This window comes from Collinsella aerofaciens, assembly GCF_009876115.1.
Taxonomy (GTDB): domain Bacteria; phylum Actinomycetota; class Coriobacteriia; order Coriobacteriales; family Coriobacteriaceae; genus Collinsella; species Collinsella aerofaciens_N.
This window is the reverse complement of record NZ_WWSY01000001.1, coordinates 100,361-120,936: the sequence shown is the minus strand read 5'-3', so window position 1 is coordinate 120,936 and position 20,576 is coordinate 100,361. Positions and strand designations below refer to the sequence as shown.

Below are 20,576 nucleotides of genomic sequence, written 5' to 3'. Positions count from 1 at the left end.
GTCTAATTAGTGCATATAAAAGGTGAAAGACCTGGTCACGTACATTTTATTTGGATATTAAATGAATAAGAAATTGATCTTACAGAATATGAGCTTTGCTTTTTTAGCACAAGGCGCAAGTATGGCTCTATCCGTAATCCAGACGCTCGTCGTCCCAAAGCTTCTTGGGGTTGAGCAGTTCGGATATTGGCAACTATATATCTTCTACGTGAGTTATGTCGGGTTCTTTCATCTGGGTCTTTCCTCTGGAGTCTATCTGACCACAGGTGGGCAGAAGCGCGAAGAGATGGACAAAGCGGCAATTAAGAGCCAGATGCTCTTCGGAGCCTTTTACCAGACAATCATGGCCGGAGTAATCATCTTATTATCTAGTTTCCTGCAGTCTGGTGCTGAGAGAATGTTCGTAATCGTTATGACGGCGATTTACCTTGTTCTGCAGAACCTTGCGACCTTCATGATGAATGAGTTGCAATGCATGAACGAGACAAAGAAGTCGTCATTTTCGACGATTGTGGAACGTTTAGCGTTTTTGATACCGTTACTGGTGTTGCTTGTCCTGAGAGTCAACGTCTTTTATCCCTATGTGGTTTCCTATACTGCCTCTACAGTAGTTCAACTCGGTTATTGTTCTTGGCATCTGCGCGATTTTTGGAAAGCAGAGTCGCTCGGCTTTTGTCGGGCGGCGCAGCTTTCATGGGCAAGCATAAAAATAGGGTTCCCAATGATGCTCGCGAATGTGATGAGCATGCTGATTCTTGGCATTGGGCGTTTTTTCATTGATGCGCGGTGGGGAATTGAGACATTCGGTAAGCTATCACTCGCTCTTTCTCTTGTGAGCTTCTTCCTGGCGTTTGTTTCGCAAGCCTCCATGGTTCTTTTCCCCTCGTTGCGGCAGGCTGCGCTTGACGAGGTTCGAAGGTTCTACCGCGCCGCACGTGACGCCATGGGACTTTTATTTCCGGGTGTTTACGCTCTGTACTTCCCGATGGTCTGGTTGCTAACGATGTGGCTGCCCGACTACTCCAGTACCTTTACGTACCTGATATTCCTTCTGCCCATCTGTGTTTTTGACAGCAAGTACAACATCACTGGCGTGACTTACTATAACGTTCTTCGGCGAGAACGCGTGATGCTGCTTGTAAACATGGTATCCGCAATTTCTTGTTTAATTCTTACTCTATTAACAGTCTACACTCTTGGTTCCGTCTTTGCAGTCATCTCGGTTATGACCGTAGTGATTGTCGCCCGAAGTCTATGGTCAGAGTTCTACATGAACCGTCTGATGGAGGTCCCAGTAAGCACCATCAGTGCTGCTGAGATTATGCTGACTGTTGGTTTCATCTTGTTAGCCTTTTTTCTGCCTCCCGTACCGGCTTTCTGCCTTTATTCCTTGATTTATATGGCGTTTCTGACCTTCTTCCGCCGTGATCTAATAGCGACTATAAAAAAACTTAGGCCGTAGGTGAAGGTTTCCCACGCGTTGCATTTTCAAAAAAAACCGTGAAAGGAAATGATTGTTATGGGACTTATGCAGTCCAGCGCACCGCATGTTGAGGGGGAGCTCGAGCTAAGGGATATTCAGCTAGAGTCCCTAAAGATTCTGAAAGATATCGATACTGTTTGCAGACGCGAAGGTATTACGTATTGGCTGATGTACGGAAGTCTTATCGGCGTTGTGAGACATCAAGGGTTTATTCCCTGGGATGATGACTTAGATATCGCGATGCCCCGTTCAGACTACGAGCGGTTCTTAGCTTGCTTCGATGGTCGCTTCCAAGAACTCGACAAGTACACGCCCGTGAAACCGGAGATCGGTTTGAGAAGGCCGTTCCTTATAACGCGCATCTCTAATCCTGAATATAAGATGCTAGGGGAGTACGGCGACGAGGTCGATGAACTTGGGACTTTCATCGATATTTATCCGCTGGACGGCCTTGCCGACAATATGAGCGAAGCTCTTGATAAAAAGATAGTGGCACACAAGCTGATGCTCCGCTATCTACGGGCATGCAATTTTGATTGTTACAACAAAGATATCAATCCAACAAAAAAACTAGCAAAGAGTATTTTGAGCCGAATGCTCGGAAAGCCGGATAAGTATCAGGAACAACTCAATACCCTGTGTATTGAATGCCCGTTTGATTCCAAAAAGTACGTTGGACTTATTTCTTGGGCCGGGACTCCGGAAGCTGGCATCTATGAGCGAACATGGTTCGAAGACACCGTTTACATGCCTTTTGAGGATATGAACGTACCCGTGCCTAGTGGCTATGACCCGCTGCTGAGGTCTGCCTTTGGCGATTATATGCAGCTTCCGCCAAAAGAGGAGCGCGTGGGGCACCACTTCTACTCAATCATTAGGCGTCTTTAGGGCTGTCACCATTGGTTTCAGTTCAGAGATTCATGTTTTATTGAAACCTGAAGAAGTAAGAGATTTGGAGAATGCAGATGCTTAACTTCACCGTTGGTCCGGTTATGAGTCCCAGCGAGGTGCTGGAAGTTTCAGCCAAGAGCGCTCCCTATTTCCGCACGCCAGAGTTCTCTCAGGTAATGCTAGAGAACGAGCGCATTATGTTGGGCTTGTTGTCCGCACCCAAGGATTCACGCTGCGTGTTTCTAACGGCTTCTGGCACAGGCGCTATGGAGGCTGCTGTGATGAGTGTCTTAGCGCCCGCCGAACGAGTTGCAGTGGTCAATGGCGGCAGTTTCGGGCAGAGGTTTGTCGACTTATGCCAACTGCACGGGCACCCCGTTGACGAGATCAAACTTGAGTTTGGACACCAGATAACGCGGAAAAACCTCGAAGACGCAGTGGATCTCAGCTGCGGTGCGCTGCTCGTGAACATGCATGAGACCTCATCAGGACTGTTGTACGACATGAGCCTCCTGTCTGGCTTTTGCCGCGAGCGCGGGATGGCCCTGATCGTCGACGCCGTGAGCGCGTTCATCGCCGAGGAGATCGACATGACCTCCCTCGGAGCAGACGTGGTGCTGACCGGATCGCAAAAGGCCCTCTCGTGCCATCCGGGTATTTCGCTCATGGCACTGTCGCCACGCGCGCAGAAGAGGGTAGCGGACAACCCTGAGCTTTGCTCCTACTTAAGTCTAAAGGAGGCCCTGCGTAACGGCGAGCGCGGCCAGACACCATGGACGCCTGCGGTAACAACGTTATTTGAGATCAACTCGCGCCTGAAGGCAATCGAAGATCGCGGCATCGATGCAGAGCGAACGGAGATCGCAGGGCGCGCCGAAGCCGTGCGCAGCGCCTTGGAGAACACGACGCTCCAGATGGTTCCGGAGAAACCCTCCAACGCAGTGACGGCGCTGCGTTGCCCCGCACGCAACGCAAAGGCAATTATTGAGCGTGCTAAAACCGCGTACGGCATGTGGCTGTGTCCCAATGGCGGCTCGCTGGCTGATGAAGTGTTCCGCATTGGTCATATCGGTGCAATCACCGCCGAAGACAACCGTAAACTCATCGACGCTCTGGGTGCAATGTCGGCAGAGGGTCTGTTCTAAGGAGGACGAATGAGAAAGTTCGCTACTGTTTCGTACAACCTGTACGGTAACTTTACCAACTATGGATCCGCACTGCAGACATACGCGTTAAGGCGCGCCATTTCCGAGCTCGCTCCGTCTGAAGTCGAGGCTATTGTATTGGACTACTGTCCTGACTGCCTGAGGGAGAACGACCCGCTTAACCCCGCAAAGCGCATGTGGGATGCTGATGAAGAGTCAAGGCGCATGGTAGAGCTTACGATGCCCGCCATTCGTGAGAACTACGCCAAGTTCGATCGCTTCTATCATGAGGAGTGCAACCTTTCTGAGGGCTCATACACATCGTCTAATTTCGACGATTCCTTTGCCGCTGAGGGCCTAGATGGCTATGTCTGTGGTAGTGACACCATTTTCTGCATCCGCGAGTTCGACGGATTCGACGACGGTTACTTCGCCAACTTCCCCGCAATGCGCAACCGATCGATCAGCTATGCGGCAAGCTTCGGCGACGTCGACTGGACCGTAGATGAGAGCGAGACGCTCAAAGAGCGTCTCGCGAACTTCAAGGCTCTCGGTGTCCGCGAGGGTGGCGCTGATTTTGAATGGATCCGGGCTAACGTCGACGTTCCCGTTACGCGCGTACTCGATCCGACGCTTTTGCTCACGGGCGCAGACTACGCGCCTATAGTGGGCGAACCGCAGATGGATGAGCCCTATGTCCTTCTCTACTCGCGCCGCTACAATCCCGCGATGGAGGCCTATGCCGACCGCGTGGCGGAAAGGCTGGGTTGCAAGGTCGTTGACATCAGTCTGCGTGCGACCAACGCAGAGCGCGGGCACGTGATGCGCTATGACGCCGGAGTCGAGGAGTTCCTAGCGCTCACCAAGGAGGCGCGTTACGTCGTCACCAACTCGTTCCACGGGCTTATCTTCGCCGCTCAGATGCACACGCCGTTTTCGGTGTTCTCGCGCGAGCAGGCTGATACGAAGATTTCACAGCTGCTCGCGTGGCTGGGTCTTTCCAATCGCGCAATGGTGTCAGGCGACGAAGACGTGCCACTGGAGATGAGCTTCAACGACATGGAGTCTCGATTGGCCGAGCTGCGCGAGTCGAGCCTCGGCTACCTGCGCGGGGGTCTTCGACTCTTGGGGGCGGAATGCCTGTAGAAACAGCCGAGACGGATCTTCGGGCGTGCTTTCTCAAGACCGGGCGCAAGGCAGACTGCTGTGGCTGCGAGGCATGCGCCTCCGTTTGTCCTGTCGAAGCTGTGGCTATGTGCGAGGACAGAGAAGGTTTTCGCTATCCTGTCGTTGACAAGAATGTCTGTATCGGATGCGGACGCTGTGAGGCGGTCTGCTCGTTGCCTTCTGAGCGTTTCCACGCCGCGGATGCCCAGCGCGGCTTTGGCGGTTCCATTAAAGACGCGGAACTTCTCGCTGAAAGCACGAGTGGTGGTGCCTTCACTGCTATCGCGACTGCGTTCCTCAAGAATGACGGAATTGTTTTCGGCGTGGAGTCGAGCGAAGTCTATAAGGCGCGCCATGCTTCTGTGTCCAGCGTCGAAGGGCTTGTTGCCTTCCGAGGCTCCAAGTATGTACAAAGTGAGATCGGAGACGCCTACTCACGTGTTCGCGATCTTCTCAAAACGGGAAACCGTGTCCTCTTTTCGGGCACACCGTGCCAAATCGACGGTCTCTACGGCAGTTTGGGTAGGCTCGCAGACTCACCTTTGTTGCTTACGGTGGAGGTTGTTTGCGAGGGCGTACCGACACCGCGACTTATCGAGAAGCAGCTCTCCTACGTCTCGGATAAATGGTTCAAGGGGCAACCTATCGAGTCAATGAGATATCGAGACAAGTGGAACTCCGCCTGTAGCAGTAGTAATAGGTGGGATTTAGAGGGAATGAGCTTCGCCGTTGCCGGCTGGGATTACCAGGCAACGTCCATCGAAGGCAAAACTAGTAAGCGCCGTGTTGTCGACCGCTGGTTTAATCCTTTTTGGAGCATATGGCTCCAGCACCTCGTGTCTCGTCCTTCGTGTGCTGAGTGTCCGTTTGCGCGCCCTGAACGTGTTGCCGATATCACTCTCGGGGACCTTTGGGGCGTGCATTTATACTGCCCCGACCTCTATAACGACGACAGGGGTGCGTCCCTTGCTGTATGCAACACAGAGAAAGGACTCACCGCCTTCGAGGCTGCCATGCCTTTAATAGAGTCTAGAGAACTTGATATGGTCGACGTAGTTCGCTACCAAGGACCCATGAGGAAGCCGACCGGCACAAACCCCCGCAGGGAAGAATGCATGAACGACCTGCGTTCAATGGGCTGGCGTGAGTTCACGCGCAAGTGGGCAAAGAAGCCAACGCTGAAACTACTGGTCTCAAAATACCTATGGGGCACAAACAAACAGGTCTGTGCGAAGGCGAACAAAGCGAGCAGGAAATGCGGCACAAAAGACAGCTGACAGAGCAAGGGAGGAGATGAGGTCCCATGAGGAAAGTAATTACATACGGTACGTACGACCTCTTGCACCGGGGCCACGTCCGCCTGCTCGAGCGTGCAAAGGCGCTCGGTGACTACTTGGTCGTCGGCGTGACCGCCGATGGCTTCGATAAGGTGCGCGGAAAGATAAATGTGTCTCAAACTCTTAACGAGCGCATGCGTGCCGTTCAGGAACTCGGAATCGCCGACGAGGTGATCGTTGAGGAGTACGAGGGCCAGAAGATCGACGATATCAGGCGTATGGGAATTGATGTGTTCACCGTAGGCTCTGACTGGGTCGGTAAGTTCGATTATCTCAAGGAATACTGCGATGTGGTCTACCTTGATCGCACGCAAGGCGTCTCGAGCACCGAGCTTCGCGCCGAAAGTGGACATCTACGAATGGGGTACGTGGGCAAGCGTGTGCTAGTGGAGAAGTATCTGCGTGAAAGTACCTTCGTGAATGGCGTTGACCCCACCTGCGCGATGCTCGACAGTGATGAAAGCCTCGCAGGCTGTGGCTTAGTCGAACAGGTTTATGATTTCGATGAGATAGTCGGTCGATGCGACGCAATCTACCTTGCATCGCATCCTAATCAGCACTATGGACAGATTAAGCGAGCACTTGAGGCGGGCAAACATGTTCTATGTGAGAGCCCCATTGCCTCAACGCGTGAGACGTGCCAGGAGTTGCAGGCGCTCGCACGCTCAAAGGGCCTCGTTTTGGCCGACGCGGTCAAGACAGCGTATTCAACAGCCTACCATCGACTGCTTCTGCTCGCCAAGAGTGGTCACATTGGACGAGTTCTGTCGGTGCGCGCTGTATGCACCAGCCTTGTTGATCTAGGCAGTGAGGACATCTCGAGCGTTGAGGGCAAGTGGACGAGCTCCAAAGCCTGGGGTCCAGCAGCGTTGCTGCCCATCTTGCAGCTACTCGGAACTGATTATAGATCAGCCGATTTTGTAAGGGCCGACCTTGAAGGTCACGCAGGCTTTGACGCGTTTGGTGAGATCCGGTTGGCGTTCGAGGATGGCTACGGCGAGGCGGTTTTCGGCAAGGCGGCTAAATCTGAGGGGTCGCTTGTGGTTTCCGGCACGGATGGCTACATTTACGTACCTGCTCCCTGGTGGAAAACAGACTACTTCGAGGTACGCAAAGAGGATTCTTCTCAAAACAAGCGGTATTTCTTCCAGCTTGACGGCGAGGGAATTCGCAACGAGCTCGTGGAGTTCGCGCGAGCAGCTGAGCGTGGAGGCAAATGCGGTCTTTACATCGATGATAGTGTATCCGCCGCCATAGCTGGCCTGCTGGGCCAATTCGACGCAAGTAAAGACCACATCGAACTGTCGCCCATCAAGCTCGGGAGCGACACCTGTGGTGAGGGCGTAGCGAGATAACCGTGCTTAGATATACACTCAACGCATTATTCATGCCGTAATTTGAAGCATGGGGGAGAGGTGACCATCATTCTTCTGGGTGATAACGGTCTGTATCTCGATTGCATGCTTATCTTTCATTGATTTAATAACAACGCAAGCAGCAACTTGCGAATAACGGAAGCCGAAATTTGGCTACTTCCACGCAAACACTCTCTTTGAGTTTTGACTTACGTTGGTTCAATAATTGACTACGACAACTTGCGATCTAACGTAAACCTACCGTAGGCACTTGAATGTGTCTTCGCTATTTGGTATTTGGCAAAACAAAACAAATGAAGGCCCCTTTGCTAGGGTCATGATGACTACATAATTTGATTTAGAATCAGGCTCACATTTTCGACACGATCTTCGGGGGCCTTCCGGTCTCTGAATCATCAACTGTTTTCTAAACTGATATATAAATTGAAATCGACCCTTGAGGAGTAAAACAGATCCTCAGGGGTCGATTTCATATATGGAAAACCAAAAACACCCTGGCAGAAACTATCAATCTAAGATTCGAATCAGTATTTAAATTGATGTCACATAAATTAATCTACTCGAATATTATTACTTATAATAGAACATACGTTTGAATTGGAGAATTGTGGCAAACAGTACCGACTTCGAGTCTTTTCTAAAAGATATCAACCCAAGTAAATCTACTATCGATGAAGCAAGCAGACTTCACCAGAATCTTAGGAATCACTTGAAAACTTGTGAGAGCTATAAACATATTTATGTTCACAGCTATTTGTCAGGATCTTACGCTAAGCAAACGTTCATTCGTCCAAAAAAGAATTCGGATTGCTGCGATATTGATGTTGTCATCGAAACTAGTCGTTCAACAAACGATTCTCCGACTTTTGTATTGAATGAGCTTGAAAAGGCCCTCAAACTACGCAGCTGTTACCAAAAAACGACTATTCAAAATCATTCTGTCGGTATAGATATGGCAAGTTTCCATCTTGATGTTGTGCCCTTGGTCAGAGATGAAAACGGTTTTCTTAATATTGGATCATCTAAGGAAGGCACTTGGAAGCGAACTGATCCGAAGAAACATATTTCTTGGACAACAGAAGTTAATCAAGGGTATGAAAATGCATATAAGCCTTTGGTGAAAATTTTTAAATGGTGGCGAAGAGAAAACTGTCCATCGAATGTCAAATATCCAAAGGGAATTACTCTTGAGAAAATGATTGCTGATAATTTACCAGAACCGCACCTCACGATTGAAGAGCGTGTAATGCAAACAATGGCCAATTTGTCAGAAGCGTACTCAGAAGATTTAAGTTCTGGCAACACTCCATTTATCGAAGATCCCGCATTTTGTGAAAATAACCTAGCGGAAAAGTACAAACACAACGACTTCCTTGAGTTTTCAAATAAACTGATCGAACAACTTGATCTTATTGCAGAAAAAGGCACTGGCAACGATATTTGGAGAACCATTCTTGGCATTAATTTCCCAGCAGGGAATGAATCGAGATCTTACGCAGCTGGAACAAGGCGAATTGCACAGGAACGCGCGTTGTCCGTTACCCATAGACAAAAGCTGAAGTATCCCTTGCAATCTCAAAAACCAAATGCAACCATCACTGCAACTGCCACTCTTCCTTCGGGCAAACAAATCAATCTTCCAAATGATGGGCCGGCGGTTCCGAAAGGGTCCTCAGTGATATATAAAGTCACATACAGCCCAATTAAAGACGGGCGTGTAAGATGGCAGATCACCAATACCGGTGAAGAGGCTATGCGATGCTGTCAGCGTGGGGGCTTTGAAGCTCCCAACGAAGGGAAAACTTCAAGACGAGAAGAAACAGCCTATACCGGAAAACATATCGTGCAGTGCTTTGTTGTGCGTAAAGGCTATTGCGTACGATGGACCCGTCCGTTTTTCATTAATGTGGATTAGAAAATTGATATGGATAAATTGTTGGAAAAAATACTACAGCTCCTACAAATCTTTTATAGCGCCCGTGACTGCATAACTGCTATCTGCTCAGTATTTGGGTTCATCGCACTGTTGGTAGTTGCCGCGGGATCTTTTGCTGGCATTACTCAAGCCCTGATCAGATTCGGGCTAGCGTTATTCGCAAAGAAAATCGCCATTATCGCAGGACTTGATGATTTTAATGACATTCGAAAAGATTTGGTCAATTCCGGCCTTATTAAAACAAGAAATATTCAGCATGTCACCAACAAACACCTTGATGAAGCTCAATCAGCGCTTTTAATGATTATTGTTCATGGATATCTAAGCAACGAAGAATTCAATGCTGTTGTCCGAGGTAAAAAGCCCCAGTGCGGATTAATCGTCTACTGCCCTCCTGAAAAAGGAAGGATCGATGAGCAGGGCATGAAACTGCTTAGCATGATTTCATTTACCGCGCTTTGCAACTTCAGGGGACGAATGGTCAACGACGTTCTTCTGATGATGCTATCCACGTCGTTTAAAGGAAAAGATATCAATTAGGGCACTATCCCCTAAACAGCCCATACAACCAATCAACTAACAGCATAAGCTACAATGCGGAACGACTTTCAGATCAATCGGGTATTCTACTGCGATCAATGACCCCAATAACGCAATTCTCATTGCCAGAGAATCCTGAATGTAGAGCGATAATTGTAGTATTGCCAATTGATTTTTGGTGGCGGAGGAGACAATGGACCTAACGAATCTACCTGAGTACATCTCAGCGATTGTGGCAATCATCGCATTGCTCATTTCTTGTTACCAAGCTCGTCTCAGTAATAAACAGTCTCTATTCAATCGACGTTAAAATATATGGATAACCGTCGATAAACTCATGAGTGTTTACGTAAAAAACGCGAAGGACTTGGAACTAGATAACGAGCCGCAAATGGCTATCGGCCAACTATTTGAATGGCTGACTAACACCACGTACCTGCAATCAATCTCAACCTCAATTAATAAGGTGTTAGATGCTGATCTTCAGCTCAAACTGCATTTAAAGCTTGATGAAATGAGATCGCTCGCCATGGAGGCGAGGTTTTGCTTCAAAGGAAAGAGCAGAGAGGCAATTGCCGAATTCATAGAAGCTTATCAATCCCTTTTATTTTCAATTTATCAGTATCAGATTCTATTAAATAAAATGTCTCAGAGTGCAAAGGTATATCAATGGACGCTTGAACAGGCTTCTGAACAGTTACATGAGCTCGAACAACGGCAAGATCTCTTTGAGAGAGAAAGCGCTCTTGCCGCTTCATACAAGACTCTATGTCAGCAAAACAAGCGGGGTGCAATTCAGCGGCAAATACAACTAGCAGGTCCTATATGGCGCTGAGAGATTCGATGGTTTACATGTTGATTTGTAGCAGCACTCCTTATCTACCGATAGTCCAAGCAAGCTATCTCATGACGTAGTTTGAATGCACCTGGTGGTTCATTTGATGACCTTCACCTGCCGTTGGAGAACTTTTAGGATAGATGTAATTACTTTAAGGATATGCCTCACGGGGGCATGATTAAGTCTACTTAAACTGACAAGCTCATAGCGGAGACAGGGCGTACGCGTGAGACCTATTTAGTGACATCTGGGGAGTGCGATGGCCCTGTTTCTCACAGACTTCAATATAATAGGCGCATTTTAACTGGCTCGTATTAGTTACGTAAATCCGAGCCAGAATTAAGGTATAAGCAATCGGGTCGGTAATACTAGGTCGTCAACCCTGATGGTTTCGCACAGCGCGAACCGGTCCTGGTAGCCGGTTACCGTGGCGAGCGACTTGCGACAATGCTCGAGAACGGTACCCGTGAGGAAGGTAACCCCCTGTCGCAGCAGCGGCAGTGCCATCTCGGTACCTCGGCCGCGATAGACCCGTCTCTCTAGGCGCCGTGCGCGCCGCGCTCCTAGTACTCCGGGTCCGGCAGATAAGCCGCGGCGTTCTCGGCGAGCTTGCCGACACCGACCTCATCGCGGCAGCGCCTCTCGTCGACGGCCTTTCTGAGCAGCAAGAACTCGTCGGCGGTGAGGACCGCCACAAGCTCCCCGAAGGGGTTCGCTCTTCCCATATAGATCTGCCCCTTGCGCCCGACCCCCCAGAGGGGTTTGTCACCAAACATAGATTCGTGTGGGCACTCGGACAAATTATCTGTTTGGCTGGGAAGAGCATGGCATTCGGGGGCCTTTCGGTCCCCGAATTATCACCTGTTATCTAAGCTGTAAGAAACGCAGTGAAATTAGTCGGCAAAGACCTTTGAAGTGTAGGGTATATTTGATTTGATTGGTTTCATTTCATAGGAACAGCCAGGTGAGGTTTTGCGATTATTCTTTTGGAATTTAGCTCGCAAGAGTCTTGCAGATCTTATTTACGCCGCTATTCAATTGAATGACGTTGACGTGGCGGCTTTTGCCGAGGTTGACCAATTAGACTTTCAGCGATTGGCCGAGCTGCTTGATGATCATTATCAAACAGTGGAAACAATTGATGGAAAAGTGAAAACGAGTATGCTTGTCAAGAGAACAATTCGCTGGCAAGAAGCCTCTGCGGTGGTAAATAATCTTACCTGCACTTTGAACCTTGACGATATCCCCGTGAATATCTCAGTTGTCCACCTGCCGGACAAGCGCAATGATCCACTGGGTCATCATCGCGAAAGAACTATCCAACAACTCGTGAGCGAACTGAATACAATAAAAAAGTTGCACCCCGGCAGTGTTAACATGCTTTTAGGTGATTTTAATTGCAATCCATTCGACCCTGAAATGGTAAAGCTCAATTCATTAAACTCGACCTTTTTTAAAGAGGTTGCAATGAGACTAAAAGTCAGAAATAGTGATGGTTCTGCTTTTCCAATAATGTATAACCCTGCGCTAGAATTTTTATCAGAGTCCAATTCTAATCAGGGTTCATTTTATTGGAGCTCGGGAGACTGCACTTATTATTGGCATTCTCTCGATCAAATCGTTGTAGATTGGCAACTGGCTGACTGCATTGTCGATTGTCGCTATCTTCATCAAATTGGCGATACTAAACTCATTGTTAAATCACAGCCGTGCTCAAAATATAGTGACCATTTGCCACTTTTGGTAACCATGGAAATGGGGGATTGTCATGGTAGGTAAAGAAAATTTCTGGACGGACATAATTGATCAACCCTTGGCGAATTCTGCCGAGAACGTCGAATCGATCATGCAGGGACAGTGCGAGGATGTAAAAGCTGCATCCCGAGGTCTGATTGAAGCTCGTTTTGTCAAACTTGCTTTTACCACCAAAACAACAGGCAGTATGTGGAGCACTCAAGAAATGAAGCTGCAATTCGGTAGCCCAAAAACAATAAAAGTAGAGAAAACCGCCTTGAAGCTCAGCGATGTTAACGACTCTTATTCGCCTTCCGATTATGCTTTTGATATTTTCACGACGCAGTACAAATTCAGGATCCTAACAATGAAATTAGGCGCCGTCTATCCAATTGAATTAGTCTTAGATGAGGACATATTCTGTCAAACAAGGGATTTGTACCCCGATGGAATTGCAGTTTCCAAGCATAAAGGGTCAATTGTTGTTCAAAATGACAACGAGCTTAAAGGTTGCTTGGAAATTATCATTTCTAGGAATGAGAAAATGAAGTTTATCGTCCATAAGATGATTGAATCGGAAAGCGCATTGCATGCAGATGCTAATGATGAATAACGCGAACTCATTACTATCTAGGGATTCATTTAGTCTTCAGCTCATAATAGAAGAAGGCATATTTCTCGGACGATTGCTGGACCAACATGAACGATTTCCAGATAATTCTCCGTGTCTCATACTCACGGCATTACCTTTTCTAACAATTGCAGAACATGATGCAATTCCCTTTCTCAATAGAAAGTTGGGGCTTGGTCTACCCACAGAAGATGCGCGACTAACTTCTATAAGACATATGACTAAGTCTCTAGACTCAAAGCATTTTGATTTTGAAGCCTATTCTTGCCAAGCAAATAAGGTGATCGAACACCTCAACAAGCAGTTTTACCTCTTTAACAGAAAGACGGGATCTTGGATCGATTGGGGGAGAACAAACGTTGGCATTTCTTATTACGAAGATGCCCCCATTTATGCTAGCTACTCGTCTACCCACCTGTTTACACAGGATAGCCCTGACCTATTAGGCACAGACGAACATAAGTATGAGGACCAAATTGGATTTTCGACAGGGAAGTCCGGGAGGGTCCTTTTGGAATTCGCAAAGAGCTATTTCCCGTCACCGGAGATGTATCAAACCCATCGGTTTCACGTAAAAGCAAATGACTGGAAATATGGAAAACTAACTGCATCCCTAGAAAAGCAGGGCATTCATGACGGTTCAATTTTCTTTTTCTTTTCTGAACTCCTTATGTTACTAAGCTCAGTATGTGCACTTAGATCCGCGGGTTATTTCAACGATGCGGCATGGCTGAAGTATTCCTCCCTAACACTAGATCACGCTTGGAGAGCCATTGAGCGCTTCTCTGGTTACCATCGTAAAAAGGGGGATAAGTCAACAATTCCAACTGACTTTTTAAATTCTGTCAGTAGACTCTTAAATCGAGATGAAAAGAAGTTTATTAATAAGACACATCCGCTACGTAACGCCATGATGCATTACGACTTTACCGACAAAATTGTTCCTATAGAGGTGGATGGTTCTGACCCTTGGACCGTTATGAGCGTAGCTTCTGAAACAGTTGCTGGAATGTCAGCTCTTGAATACGGATGTGAACTGTTTAGGGTGAGAGACAAACTGATAGATTCAATTTCTGAATTAATATCATTTCCGAACTATAATCCGTTTAAAAGTCCACTAGGATGGCGATGATGACTATCTCTTTAATCTGATCTTTGAGTCCAAATCACCCAGATCTTTAATTCATACTGTCTGGCCTACCGGCTTAAGAAGAAACCCAGTTCCAACAACTTTCTTTCCGATTCCATTCGGAGCGTCATAAGACGTACGAAGGCCAAGGGCGTTTTCATGCTGGCTTTAAACAACCCTTCCATTCACCGACTGGCAAAACGATTTACACCTAATTCCCGGCACTGTTCAGGGATATTTTCTTTGTTTGTGCCTTGATCTCGCTAAACTGATAACTGCTGCTACCAGGGCGTTTTCTGGTGCACATTCTATTGGCTCCTGCGAAGATCGGAGCGGGTATGTTTGCTGCCGAGTCCTACACCAGCCGTCATTACATTGCGATTGTTGCCATGGCCTGCCTATGCGTTTTGCTGGGCGGGCCTTCTTATGCCGAGGGCGCGGAGAGCCTCATCATCGCGGGCGCGACGTACTACGAGCCGGGCGTGTCGGGCCCCGGCTGGGCCTGGACCGATACCGACCACCTGGAGCTTAACGGCTACGCGGGCGAGGCCATCGGCGCCGAAGGCAACCTGGTGCTGACGCTTACCGGGCAAAACTCCGTGACGGAGTCGCATGCGCCCGATGCGGACATCACGCTGTGCGGCATGGAGGTGTGGGGCAACCTGACGCTTCGCGGTACCGGGACCCTGACGGCGACGGGCTCGCAGTGCGGGATCCACGTCTCGCAGGCGCTCGTGGTGGACGGATGCACCGTCGATGCCCGGGCGGACGGGGCCGATATTACGGAAGAGGCGGTTGCCGGCGTGATCGCAGGCGACATGGCCGTGCGCGGCGGCGGACGCGCCGTTGCCGCGGGCGCCGGGTCCGGAGCGGGCGTGCGTGCCTACGGCGTGTATCTGCAAGATGCGGGCCTTGGCGACGGTGCGGCCGGCTGTCGGCTTTCCGTCGACGCCTCGTGGCTCGATGCGACCGGTGCCGACGGCGGCCTTGCGTGCACGGGCGGGTCACTTGTGTCTGCGCGGTTTGTGACGCCTGCTGGTGGGGCTTTTGGTGCTAGCGGCGTGGTGGACGCCTCCGGTGCGGCGGCACCGCGTGTGGTGGTTGAGCCCGATGTGGCCACGCCTCCGGCGGGGGAGACCGACGGGCGCGATGTTCCTGGCGATAGCGCGGGCAAGTCTCCCACCGACGCTAACCCCGCTGCCGGAGAGCCCACCACAGGGCCCACGGCAAATCCCACGATGAAACCCGTGGCCGCGACAACCAAGACAAACATAACGACCAAGACGACGGTAACCAAGACCACGGTCTCTACGTCCTCCAAGCCTAAAGCCACCAGAGTGACCGCAGCGACACTCCCCAAGACCACCGACAACAACTGGATCGCCGCCTCTTTATCGTTATTCCTGCTGGGATTGGCACTTTTTGGTGCCGCATATCGCTGCTGAGGTGCCAATTTATCAGAAGTATGCGGTGATCGATTTCTCATCTATTTGCTAATCACCGATTATCGCTAATCGATGACCTTACAACTGGCAGCATGCCGTCGCATCACCAAGAAGATCATCTCTCAGCATTTGCGGTGCACATGTCGGCTATAAGTTCAATTCGCGACATTGATAGCGCCCTATGACAAACAAGAAAGATTTCTCCTCTCCATTCATAATCATCTTCAAGGACAACATCGTCTGAAAGCCTATTCTGGACGGAAATCCGAGGTAAACACGTGAGCACAAAAACTCAGATTGCAACATAGATGAAATCTGGAGGCTGCTGTTTCTACCTGATAGGTAACAAGAGGGCTCATTGCACAGACGACGCCGTGGAAGGCGCGCCAACATCATGCTTGCCCCATTACGGATTAATGATGCGCAGTTCGGCCTTTGCGCATAATTAAAGACTGGTAAAATGACCCCTATAGCCGGTTCGAATTAGCGTTTGCGCATCGCAATCGGAAGTGCTTTGTTTGCACATTATATTCTGCTACGTGTCTATCAGGTACGACTCTACGGAGGAACCGGCTATTAACTTTAAGGATAATCTGATGCTCAACGAACTTCAGTCGAAAGGCGATCTGGCTGGGTTTCTTGGCCTGACCTTGGAAAAGCTTGATTTCTTTGTATATCCAACTTCCATGTATGACCTATATAGAAATAGGTTGGTTCCAAAAAGAAACGGTGGCTATCGAGAACTATTAATCCCAAGGTCTGATTTAAAAAGGGCTCAAAGAATCATCGCCTCTGAGCTTGAAAAGGCTATAAGCCATTGCCTTGTGTCCATGGTTTTATCAAAGGACGGTCGATAAAAACAAATGCTGAAAATCACATTGGCTCACAAGTAATTGTTGGCCTGGATATTAAGGACTTCTTTCCTTCTATCTCGTCAAGACGAGTGTACGGGCTTCTTGTTTCCAAGAAGTTAGGTCTAACCCCTGAAGTTGCATTCTGTATTTCAAGGATTGTTGCGACACCGAAAGGACTCCCTCAAGGCGCTCCCTCATCTCCTATTATTTCGAACATGATTTGCCTCGGTATGGATAAACAGCTAATGCACTTATCACGAGAATATCGATACCAATACTCTCGATATGCCGATGATCTTACGTTCTCATTTAATAGTTCTTACTTCTTTTATCGAAATTTTTATTCAGGTGGAAAGCTAAGGTTGCCCAATAAGCTACGAAACGCAATCACTAGCTTCCATGGAACCGAATCGTTTGAGCTCAACGAGGATAAATCGTTTTACAGTTGCAGTTTTTCAAGACAACTGGTCACGGGCGTTGTCTGCAATCAAAAGACAAATATAAAACGCGAGCAATATCGGCGACTCCGCTCAACGCTCCATCGACTAAGCAATGGCGACATTGAAGGCGCGATGGGCTGCTATTACGGTAAAACCATCGCCAAACTTACTGATGCAGAAAGAGGGATGTTTGAAGCGTCTCTTCGCGGAAGTCTTGATTTTTACAAGTCTCTGATTAAGGACCCCTGGACATCAGGACCACTTATGCGTTTGGGCAGTTTGTACAACAAAACGAAACCAGAAAATATGCCTACTTTCCCAGTCGCACTTCAACAAGACTCACTTCTGTATCTCGAAGGAGATGATGGCGAAGAAAACTCATTTGAGGGTCTCGGGTTTTATTTGCCTGGCTACGGTCTTGTTACGGCATGGCATGTGATATGCGATGCCGTTTCCCATGATAAAACTAGCAGGGAAATTAAATTATTCAGCTCGGATAAGACGCCGCTTGCAATATTTAGGTTTGGGAATGAGGTAGTTCAGGACAACAAACACGATGCCGCAATATTACAAGATGTTCCTCCTGCGATCTTAAGGAACATTCCCCTTCTTCCATCAAATATGGATTTGCTTACCAAGGGCGACAGGATTTCTGCTTACCAACACCATTTTTCCAAATCTAGATTCAGCTTTGAACTACACAGCGGAGATTTGCTCAGGGTCGGAGAACCAAGTGAAGAGGGCACACTTTGTTATACGAATTGCTCATTTCGGCATGGAATGAGTGGTGGGCCAGTGTTTAATGGTTTGGGCCAGGTCGTTGGCATAGCACATACCGCAACTGAACATGGAAAACTTGGCTCATTTCTTCCTTTAAGGGATTGTGTCCGCTCAACCGATGTTTATGGAGAATGGCTACTCTTCTAACTAGGTTGCCAAGCACTCTAGCCCCGAAACTCTCATCGCGGCAGACTCGGAACAAGGTGTCTGCTGCTTTTACCTAAACGGCAACGATACGGAATGCCATAAGAAGATGCTGAGCTACATGCTGGAAAACGGGCTAGTCAGGAAGACAAAGAACGGCGAGCTGTAGATAGTGTCGCGAAAGTTGGTGTAAGGCTCGGCTCGCGATGGTGGCCGGAGGCCGCCTGAGTGAGCCGAGAATCACCTAGAATTCCGCCATTCTAGCTCATGTCACGCCGCCTTCCTGCCGGGAATCGGGTTGTCGGCCACGACGAGCGCGATGATCCTTGCCGCGTGCTCTGCTGCGGTGCCCTCGTAGGCGTGCTCAGGCGCGTTGACCTTGGCGCCCTCCACGGCCCTGCCGATGGAGTCGTCGTTGAACCAGCGGCGGCCGGCCCAGTCCTCGTCCATCTCGGCGAACACGGCGCCCATCATCCTGATGAGCGATTTCCCGCTGGGGAAGACCTGCACGACCCGGCTGCGGCGCTTGAGCTCTCGGTTGGCGCGCGCCTGCACGTTGTTGGTGCGCAGCCTCACGTGGTGCTCGTAGGGGAAGTCCAGGTAGGCCAGGGCGTCGGCCTCGGCCTCCTCCAAAAGCTCGGCGGCCTTGGGGCAGAAGCGCTCGATCTGCTCGGTGGCCAGCTGAGAGCTCGAGTCCGGGCTCGCCGGCTGCAGGGCAACGCGCGCCATTAGCGAGGGGTGCGGCGACCGCGAGATACACGGTAGCGACCTTGGGCGCATGTGCGCGCTTCTGCAGGTTCGTGCGTAAGGAGGTGAAGTGATGGGCGAAGACGTGAAATGGGCTTTGGGCATTGCGGTCACGGCGCTCGTGCTCATGGCGTTCCTGCCGCACGTGCCGTTCGTCCTGGTGCTGGGGCCGTGGAGGACTAGGGGGCGCGTCCGAGACCGAAACCCCCGCTGGAGGGACCGTTCGTTTTTTGTCCGGACGAGCTGAGATGCTTTTATCACGATAAGCTCAGATGGGAAGCGCATCACTGGTATGATTTGGAAAAGGAGGAAACAGATGAAAGTCCAAATCGGGACAGAGTACAGCGCGATGGAAATCGCCGAGTACGCCGTCAGCAGGCGATATCGCCACGACACGCCCATCAGCAATCTTCAGCTCCAGAAGATTCTTTACTTCCTGCAAGTCATACACGCGAGCGAGACCGGCGAGCTGCTATTCGCCGACCAGTTTGAGGCATGGCCCTACGGCCCGGTCATCAGGGATGTCTACGTTGAGTTCTCTGACTGCGGCGGCTTCCCGATAAAACGCGAGTTCGACACCGAGATAAATGACTCCATCCGCCCGTTCCTGGATGCGGGGGTGGACATGCTCGCCGAGAAATCCCCATGGGAACTCGTCAGGATCTCACACGCCGAGGGGTCCCCGTGGGACGTCATCTACAACCAGAAGCGCCTACACAAGGGAATCATCCCAAATGAGCTGATCATGCAGTGCGCTAGCGAGGTCTCTGAGTGACCGAACAAGAATACGCAAAGGCGGCCGAAAACATCGGAAGAGCCCTCTCTCTGCTCACCAGCAAAATTGGGACTCTTTCGAAACCGCCCCTGAAAGTTCCTCCAATAAACGCAGGCAGTGACGACGCAGAGAAACGCAAGGCTCTCCGCGACATGCTCGAATCCCTCGCCAGCACGGATGATGCTGCGGTGCTCTCCCAAGAGGACATACGCCGAGCCTCGAGCTTCTTCGCAAAGCTATATGGGGGGAGCGAGCCCTATCGCCATAGATATGCCGACATCTGCGACCTGGTATTCAATGCACTCGGGCAGTCCTCTGGGGACTTAGACGAAGGGGTCCCCTATTCGGTCAATTGCCTCGCTGAGAACATTCGCATCATCCATGAGTACCTGACGAAGCATGGACTTTGTGACCAGGCGAAAAGTGTCCTCAAACTCGCCGACCACATCGACCTGGAAAAGACGAGGCTGAGCCACGACATCGAACAGCAGCAGGCCATGCGCGCATTCAAAACGGCAATCGCCGAAGTAAAAGCGGAAAGGGACGAGGCGGACCAGAAACGCGCAGAGCTGGAAAGGGAGTTCGACGAGCGCCTCGACAAGACGAGGATGGAGTACATCGCGATCCTCGGCGTGTTCGCGGCGGTCGTGCTCGCCTTCAACGGCGGCGTCGGGTTCTCGACCTCCGCGATGGGCGCGCTTGGCATCGACGGCGGCATACGTGCCATCGTGCTCCTCGCCGCGCTCGTGGGCTTCGTGCTCATCAACACGGTCTGCATCCTGCTGATCTTCATCTGGAAGATGTCCTTCAACCACAGGAAGGTGGAACTGGGCAACTGGCCGAGGAACTGCCTGATCGCCGCAGACGTCGCCCTCGTGTTCATTATGGCTGCGATGATGGCGCTCTCTCACCCTGGACTCAGGGAGTTCATCGGGCTGTAGCCCGAACGCGACGCCAAGGGCCGCCCTCCGGGGCGGCCCTTCTCATGGCGACACGTCTAGGAGCATAGCCGTGCGGTAATCCTCCGCCGCATGGGGCGTTGGGAAGCCGTCCTTCGGGGCGGCTTCCCGCTTTTCGCGGCGGGCGCGATTGATTGGGGGCGGTGCTTGGACGCCGACGAGCCGATGGCGAACCCGCGCCACGAGACATATTGCCGCGAGCGCGTGGCCGGCAAGACGCAGAGG

20 protein-coding genes are annotated in these 20,576 nt (G+C 50.3%); 18 read left to right on the top strand and 2 right to left on the bottom strand.

Annotated elements, in window-relative coordinates; genetic code table 11:
• The first annotated feature begins 61 nt into the window (after window positions 1-61).
• From GT571_RS00605 to GT571_RS00565, 9 genes are all read left to right on the top strand, one after another.
• Complete coding sequence (locus tag GT571_RS00605; protein ID WP_161154782.1) at window positions 62-1,462, top strand: oligosaccharide flippase family protein; 1,401 nt, start codon at window positions 62-64, stop codon at window positions 1,460-1,462.
• 57 nt (window positions 1,463-1,519) lie between these two features.
• Window positions 1,520-2,371, top strand: a complete 852-nt coding sequence (locus tag GT571_RS00600; protein WP_161154780.1) for a LicD family protein — start codon at window positions 1,520-1,522, stop codon at window positions 2,369-2,371.
• Between the two features lie 77 nt (window positions 2,372-2,448).
• Window positions 2,449-3,519, top strand: a complete 1,071-nt coding sequence (locus GT571_RS00595; protein ID WP_161155076.1) for a pyridoxal-phosphate-dependent aminotransferase family protein — start codon at window positions 2,449-2,451, stop codon at window positions 3,517-3,519.
• Window positions 3,520-3,528: 9 nt separating this feature from the next.
• Window positions 3,529-4,665: a polysaccharide pyruvyl transferase family protein gene (locus GT571_RS00590; RefSeq protein ID WP_161154779.1), complete on the top strand. Its 1,137-nt coding sequence runs from the start codon at window positions 3,529-3,531 to the stop codon at window positions 4,663-4,665.
• A 107-nt stretch (window positions 4,666-4,772) separates the two neighbouring features.
• Entirely contained in the window at window positions 4,773-5,963 is a 1,191-nt protein-coding gene (locus GT571_RS00585; protein ID WP_161154777.1) for a Coenzyme F420 hydrogenase/dehydrogenase, beta subunit C-terminal domain, read from the top strand.
• A 26-nt stretch (window positions 5,964-5,989) separates the two neighbouring features.
• Entirely contained in the window at window positions 5,990-7,378 is a 1,389-nt protein-coding gene (locus GT571_RS00580) for a Gfo/Idh/MocA family oxidoreductase (RefSeq protein ID WP_161154775.1), read from the top strand.
• Window positions 7,379-8,006: 628 nt separating this feature from the next.
• Window positions 8,007-9,314 carry an SMODS domain-containing nucleotidyltransferase gene (locus GT571_RS00575; RefSeq protein ID WP_161154773.1) on the top strand — a complete coding sequence of 436 codons (1,308 nt, stop codon included), beginning with the start codon at window positions 8,007-8,009 and terminating at the stop codon, window positions 9,312-9,314.
• 9 nt (window positions 9,315-9,323) lie between these two features.
• Complete coding sequence (locus GT571_RS00570) at window positions 9,324-9,875, top strand: hypothetical protein (protein ID WP_161154771.1); 552 nt, start codon at window positions 9,324-9,326, stop codon at window positions 9,873-9,875.
• Between the two features lie 391 nt (window positions 9,876-10,266).
• Entirely contained in the window at window positions 10,267-10,710 is a 444-nt protein-coding gene (locus tag GT571_RS00565) for a hypothetical protein (RefSeq protein WP_204987177.1), read from the top strand.
• A 566-nt stretch (window positions 10,711-11,276) separates the two neighbouring features.
• Here GT571_RS00565 and GT571_RS00560 read toward each other — a convergent pair.
• Window positions 11,277-11,438 (bottom strand): hypothetical protein, encoded by a 162-nt coding sequence (locus GT571_RS00560; RefSeq protein ID WP_161154767.1) that lies wholly within the window; start codon window positions 11,436-11,438, stop codon window positions 11,277-11,279.
• 247 nt (window positions 11,439-11,685) lie between these two features.
• On the opposite strand from GT571_RS00560, the gene GT571_RS00555 reads away from it, so the two are divergent.
• From GT571_RS00555 to GT571_RS00530, 6 genes are all read left to right on the top strand, one after another.
• Entirely contained in the window at window positions 11,686-12,492 is an 807-nt protein-coding gene (locus GT571_RS00555; protein ID WP_161154765.1) for an endonuclease/exonuclease/phosphatase family protein, read from the top strand.
• On the top strand, window positions 12,482-13,060 hold the full coding sequence (locus GT571_RS00550; RefSeq protein WP_161154763.1) for a hypothetical protein: 579 nt from the start codon (window positions 12,482-12,484) through the stop codon (window positions 13,058-13,060). The genes GT571_RS00555 and GT571_RS00550 overlap by 11 nt, the downstream gene beginning before the upstream one ends.
• Window positions 13,038-14,210 carry a hypothetical protein gene (locus GT571_RS00545; protein ID WP_161154761.1) on the top strand — a complete coding sequence of 391 codons (1,173 nt, stop codon included), beginning with the start codon at window positions 13,038-13,040 and terminating at the stop codon, window positions 14,208-14,210. The genes GT571_RS00550 and GT571_RS00545 overlap by 23 nt, the downstream gene beginning before the upstream one ends.
• 335 nt (window positions 14,211-14,545) lie before the next feature.
• On the top strand, window positions 14,546-15,652 hold the full coding sequence (locus GT571_RS00540) for a hypothetical protein (RefSeq protein ID WP_161154759.1): 1,107 nt from the start codon (window positions 14,546-14,548) through the stop codon (window positions 15,650-15,652).
• 596 nt (window positions 15,653-16,248) lie between these two features.
• On the top strand, window positions 16,249-16,509 hold the full coding sequence (locus tag GT571_RS00535) for a hypothetical protein (RefSeq protein WP_161154757.1): 261 nt from the start codon (window positions 16,249-16,251) through the stop codon (window positions 16,507-16,509).
• Entirely contained in the window at window positions 16,470-17,873 is a 1,404-nt protein-coding gene (locus GT571_RS00530; RefSeq protein ID WP_161154755.1) for a trypsin-like peptidase domain-containing protein, read from the top strand. Before GT571_RS00535 ends, GT571_RS00530 begins: the two co-directional genes overlap by 40 nt.
• 267 nt (window positions 17,874-18,140) lie before the next feature.
• On the opposite strand, the gene GT571_RS00525 is transcribed toward GT571_RS00530, so the two are convergent.
• Window positions 18,141-18,599 (bottom strand): transposase, encoded by a 459-nt coding sequence (locus GT571_RS00525; protein WP_161154753.1) that lies wholly within the window; start codon window positions 18,597-18,599, stop codon window positions 18,141-18,143.
• Window positions 18,600-18,690: 91 nt separating this feature from the next.
• Between GT571_RS00525 and GT571_RS00520 the strand changes: the two genes are divergently transcribed.
• The 3 genes from GT571_RS00520 (at window position 18,691) to GT571_RS00510 (ending at window position 20,333) form a co-directional block, all read left to right on the top strand.
• Window positions 18,691-18,864: a hypothetical protein gene (locus GT571_RS00520; RefSeq protein ID WP_161154751.1), complete on the top strand. Its 174-nt coding sequence runs from the start codon at window positions 18,691-18,693 to the stop codon at window positions 18,862-18,864.
• Window positions 18,865-18,933: 69 nt separating this feature from the next.
• On the top strand, window positions 18,934-19,392 hold the full coding sequence (locus GT571_RS00515) for a Panacea domain-containing protein (protein ID WP_161154749.1): 459 nt from the start codon (window positions 18,934-18,936) through the stop codon (window positions 19,390-19,392).
• A complete protein-coding gene (locus tag GT571_RS00510) occupies window positions 19,389-20,333 on the top strand; it encodes a hypothetical protein (RefSeq protein ID WP_161154747.1) in 945 nt (314 codons plus the stop codon). Before GT571_RS00515 ends, GT571_RS00510 begins: the two co-directional genes overlap by 4 nt.
• Window positions 20,334-20,576: the final 243 nt, after the last annotated feature.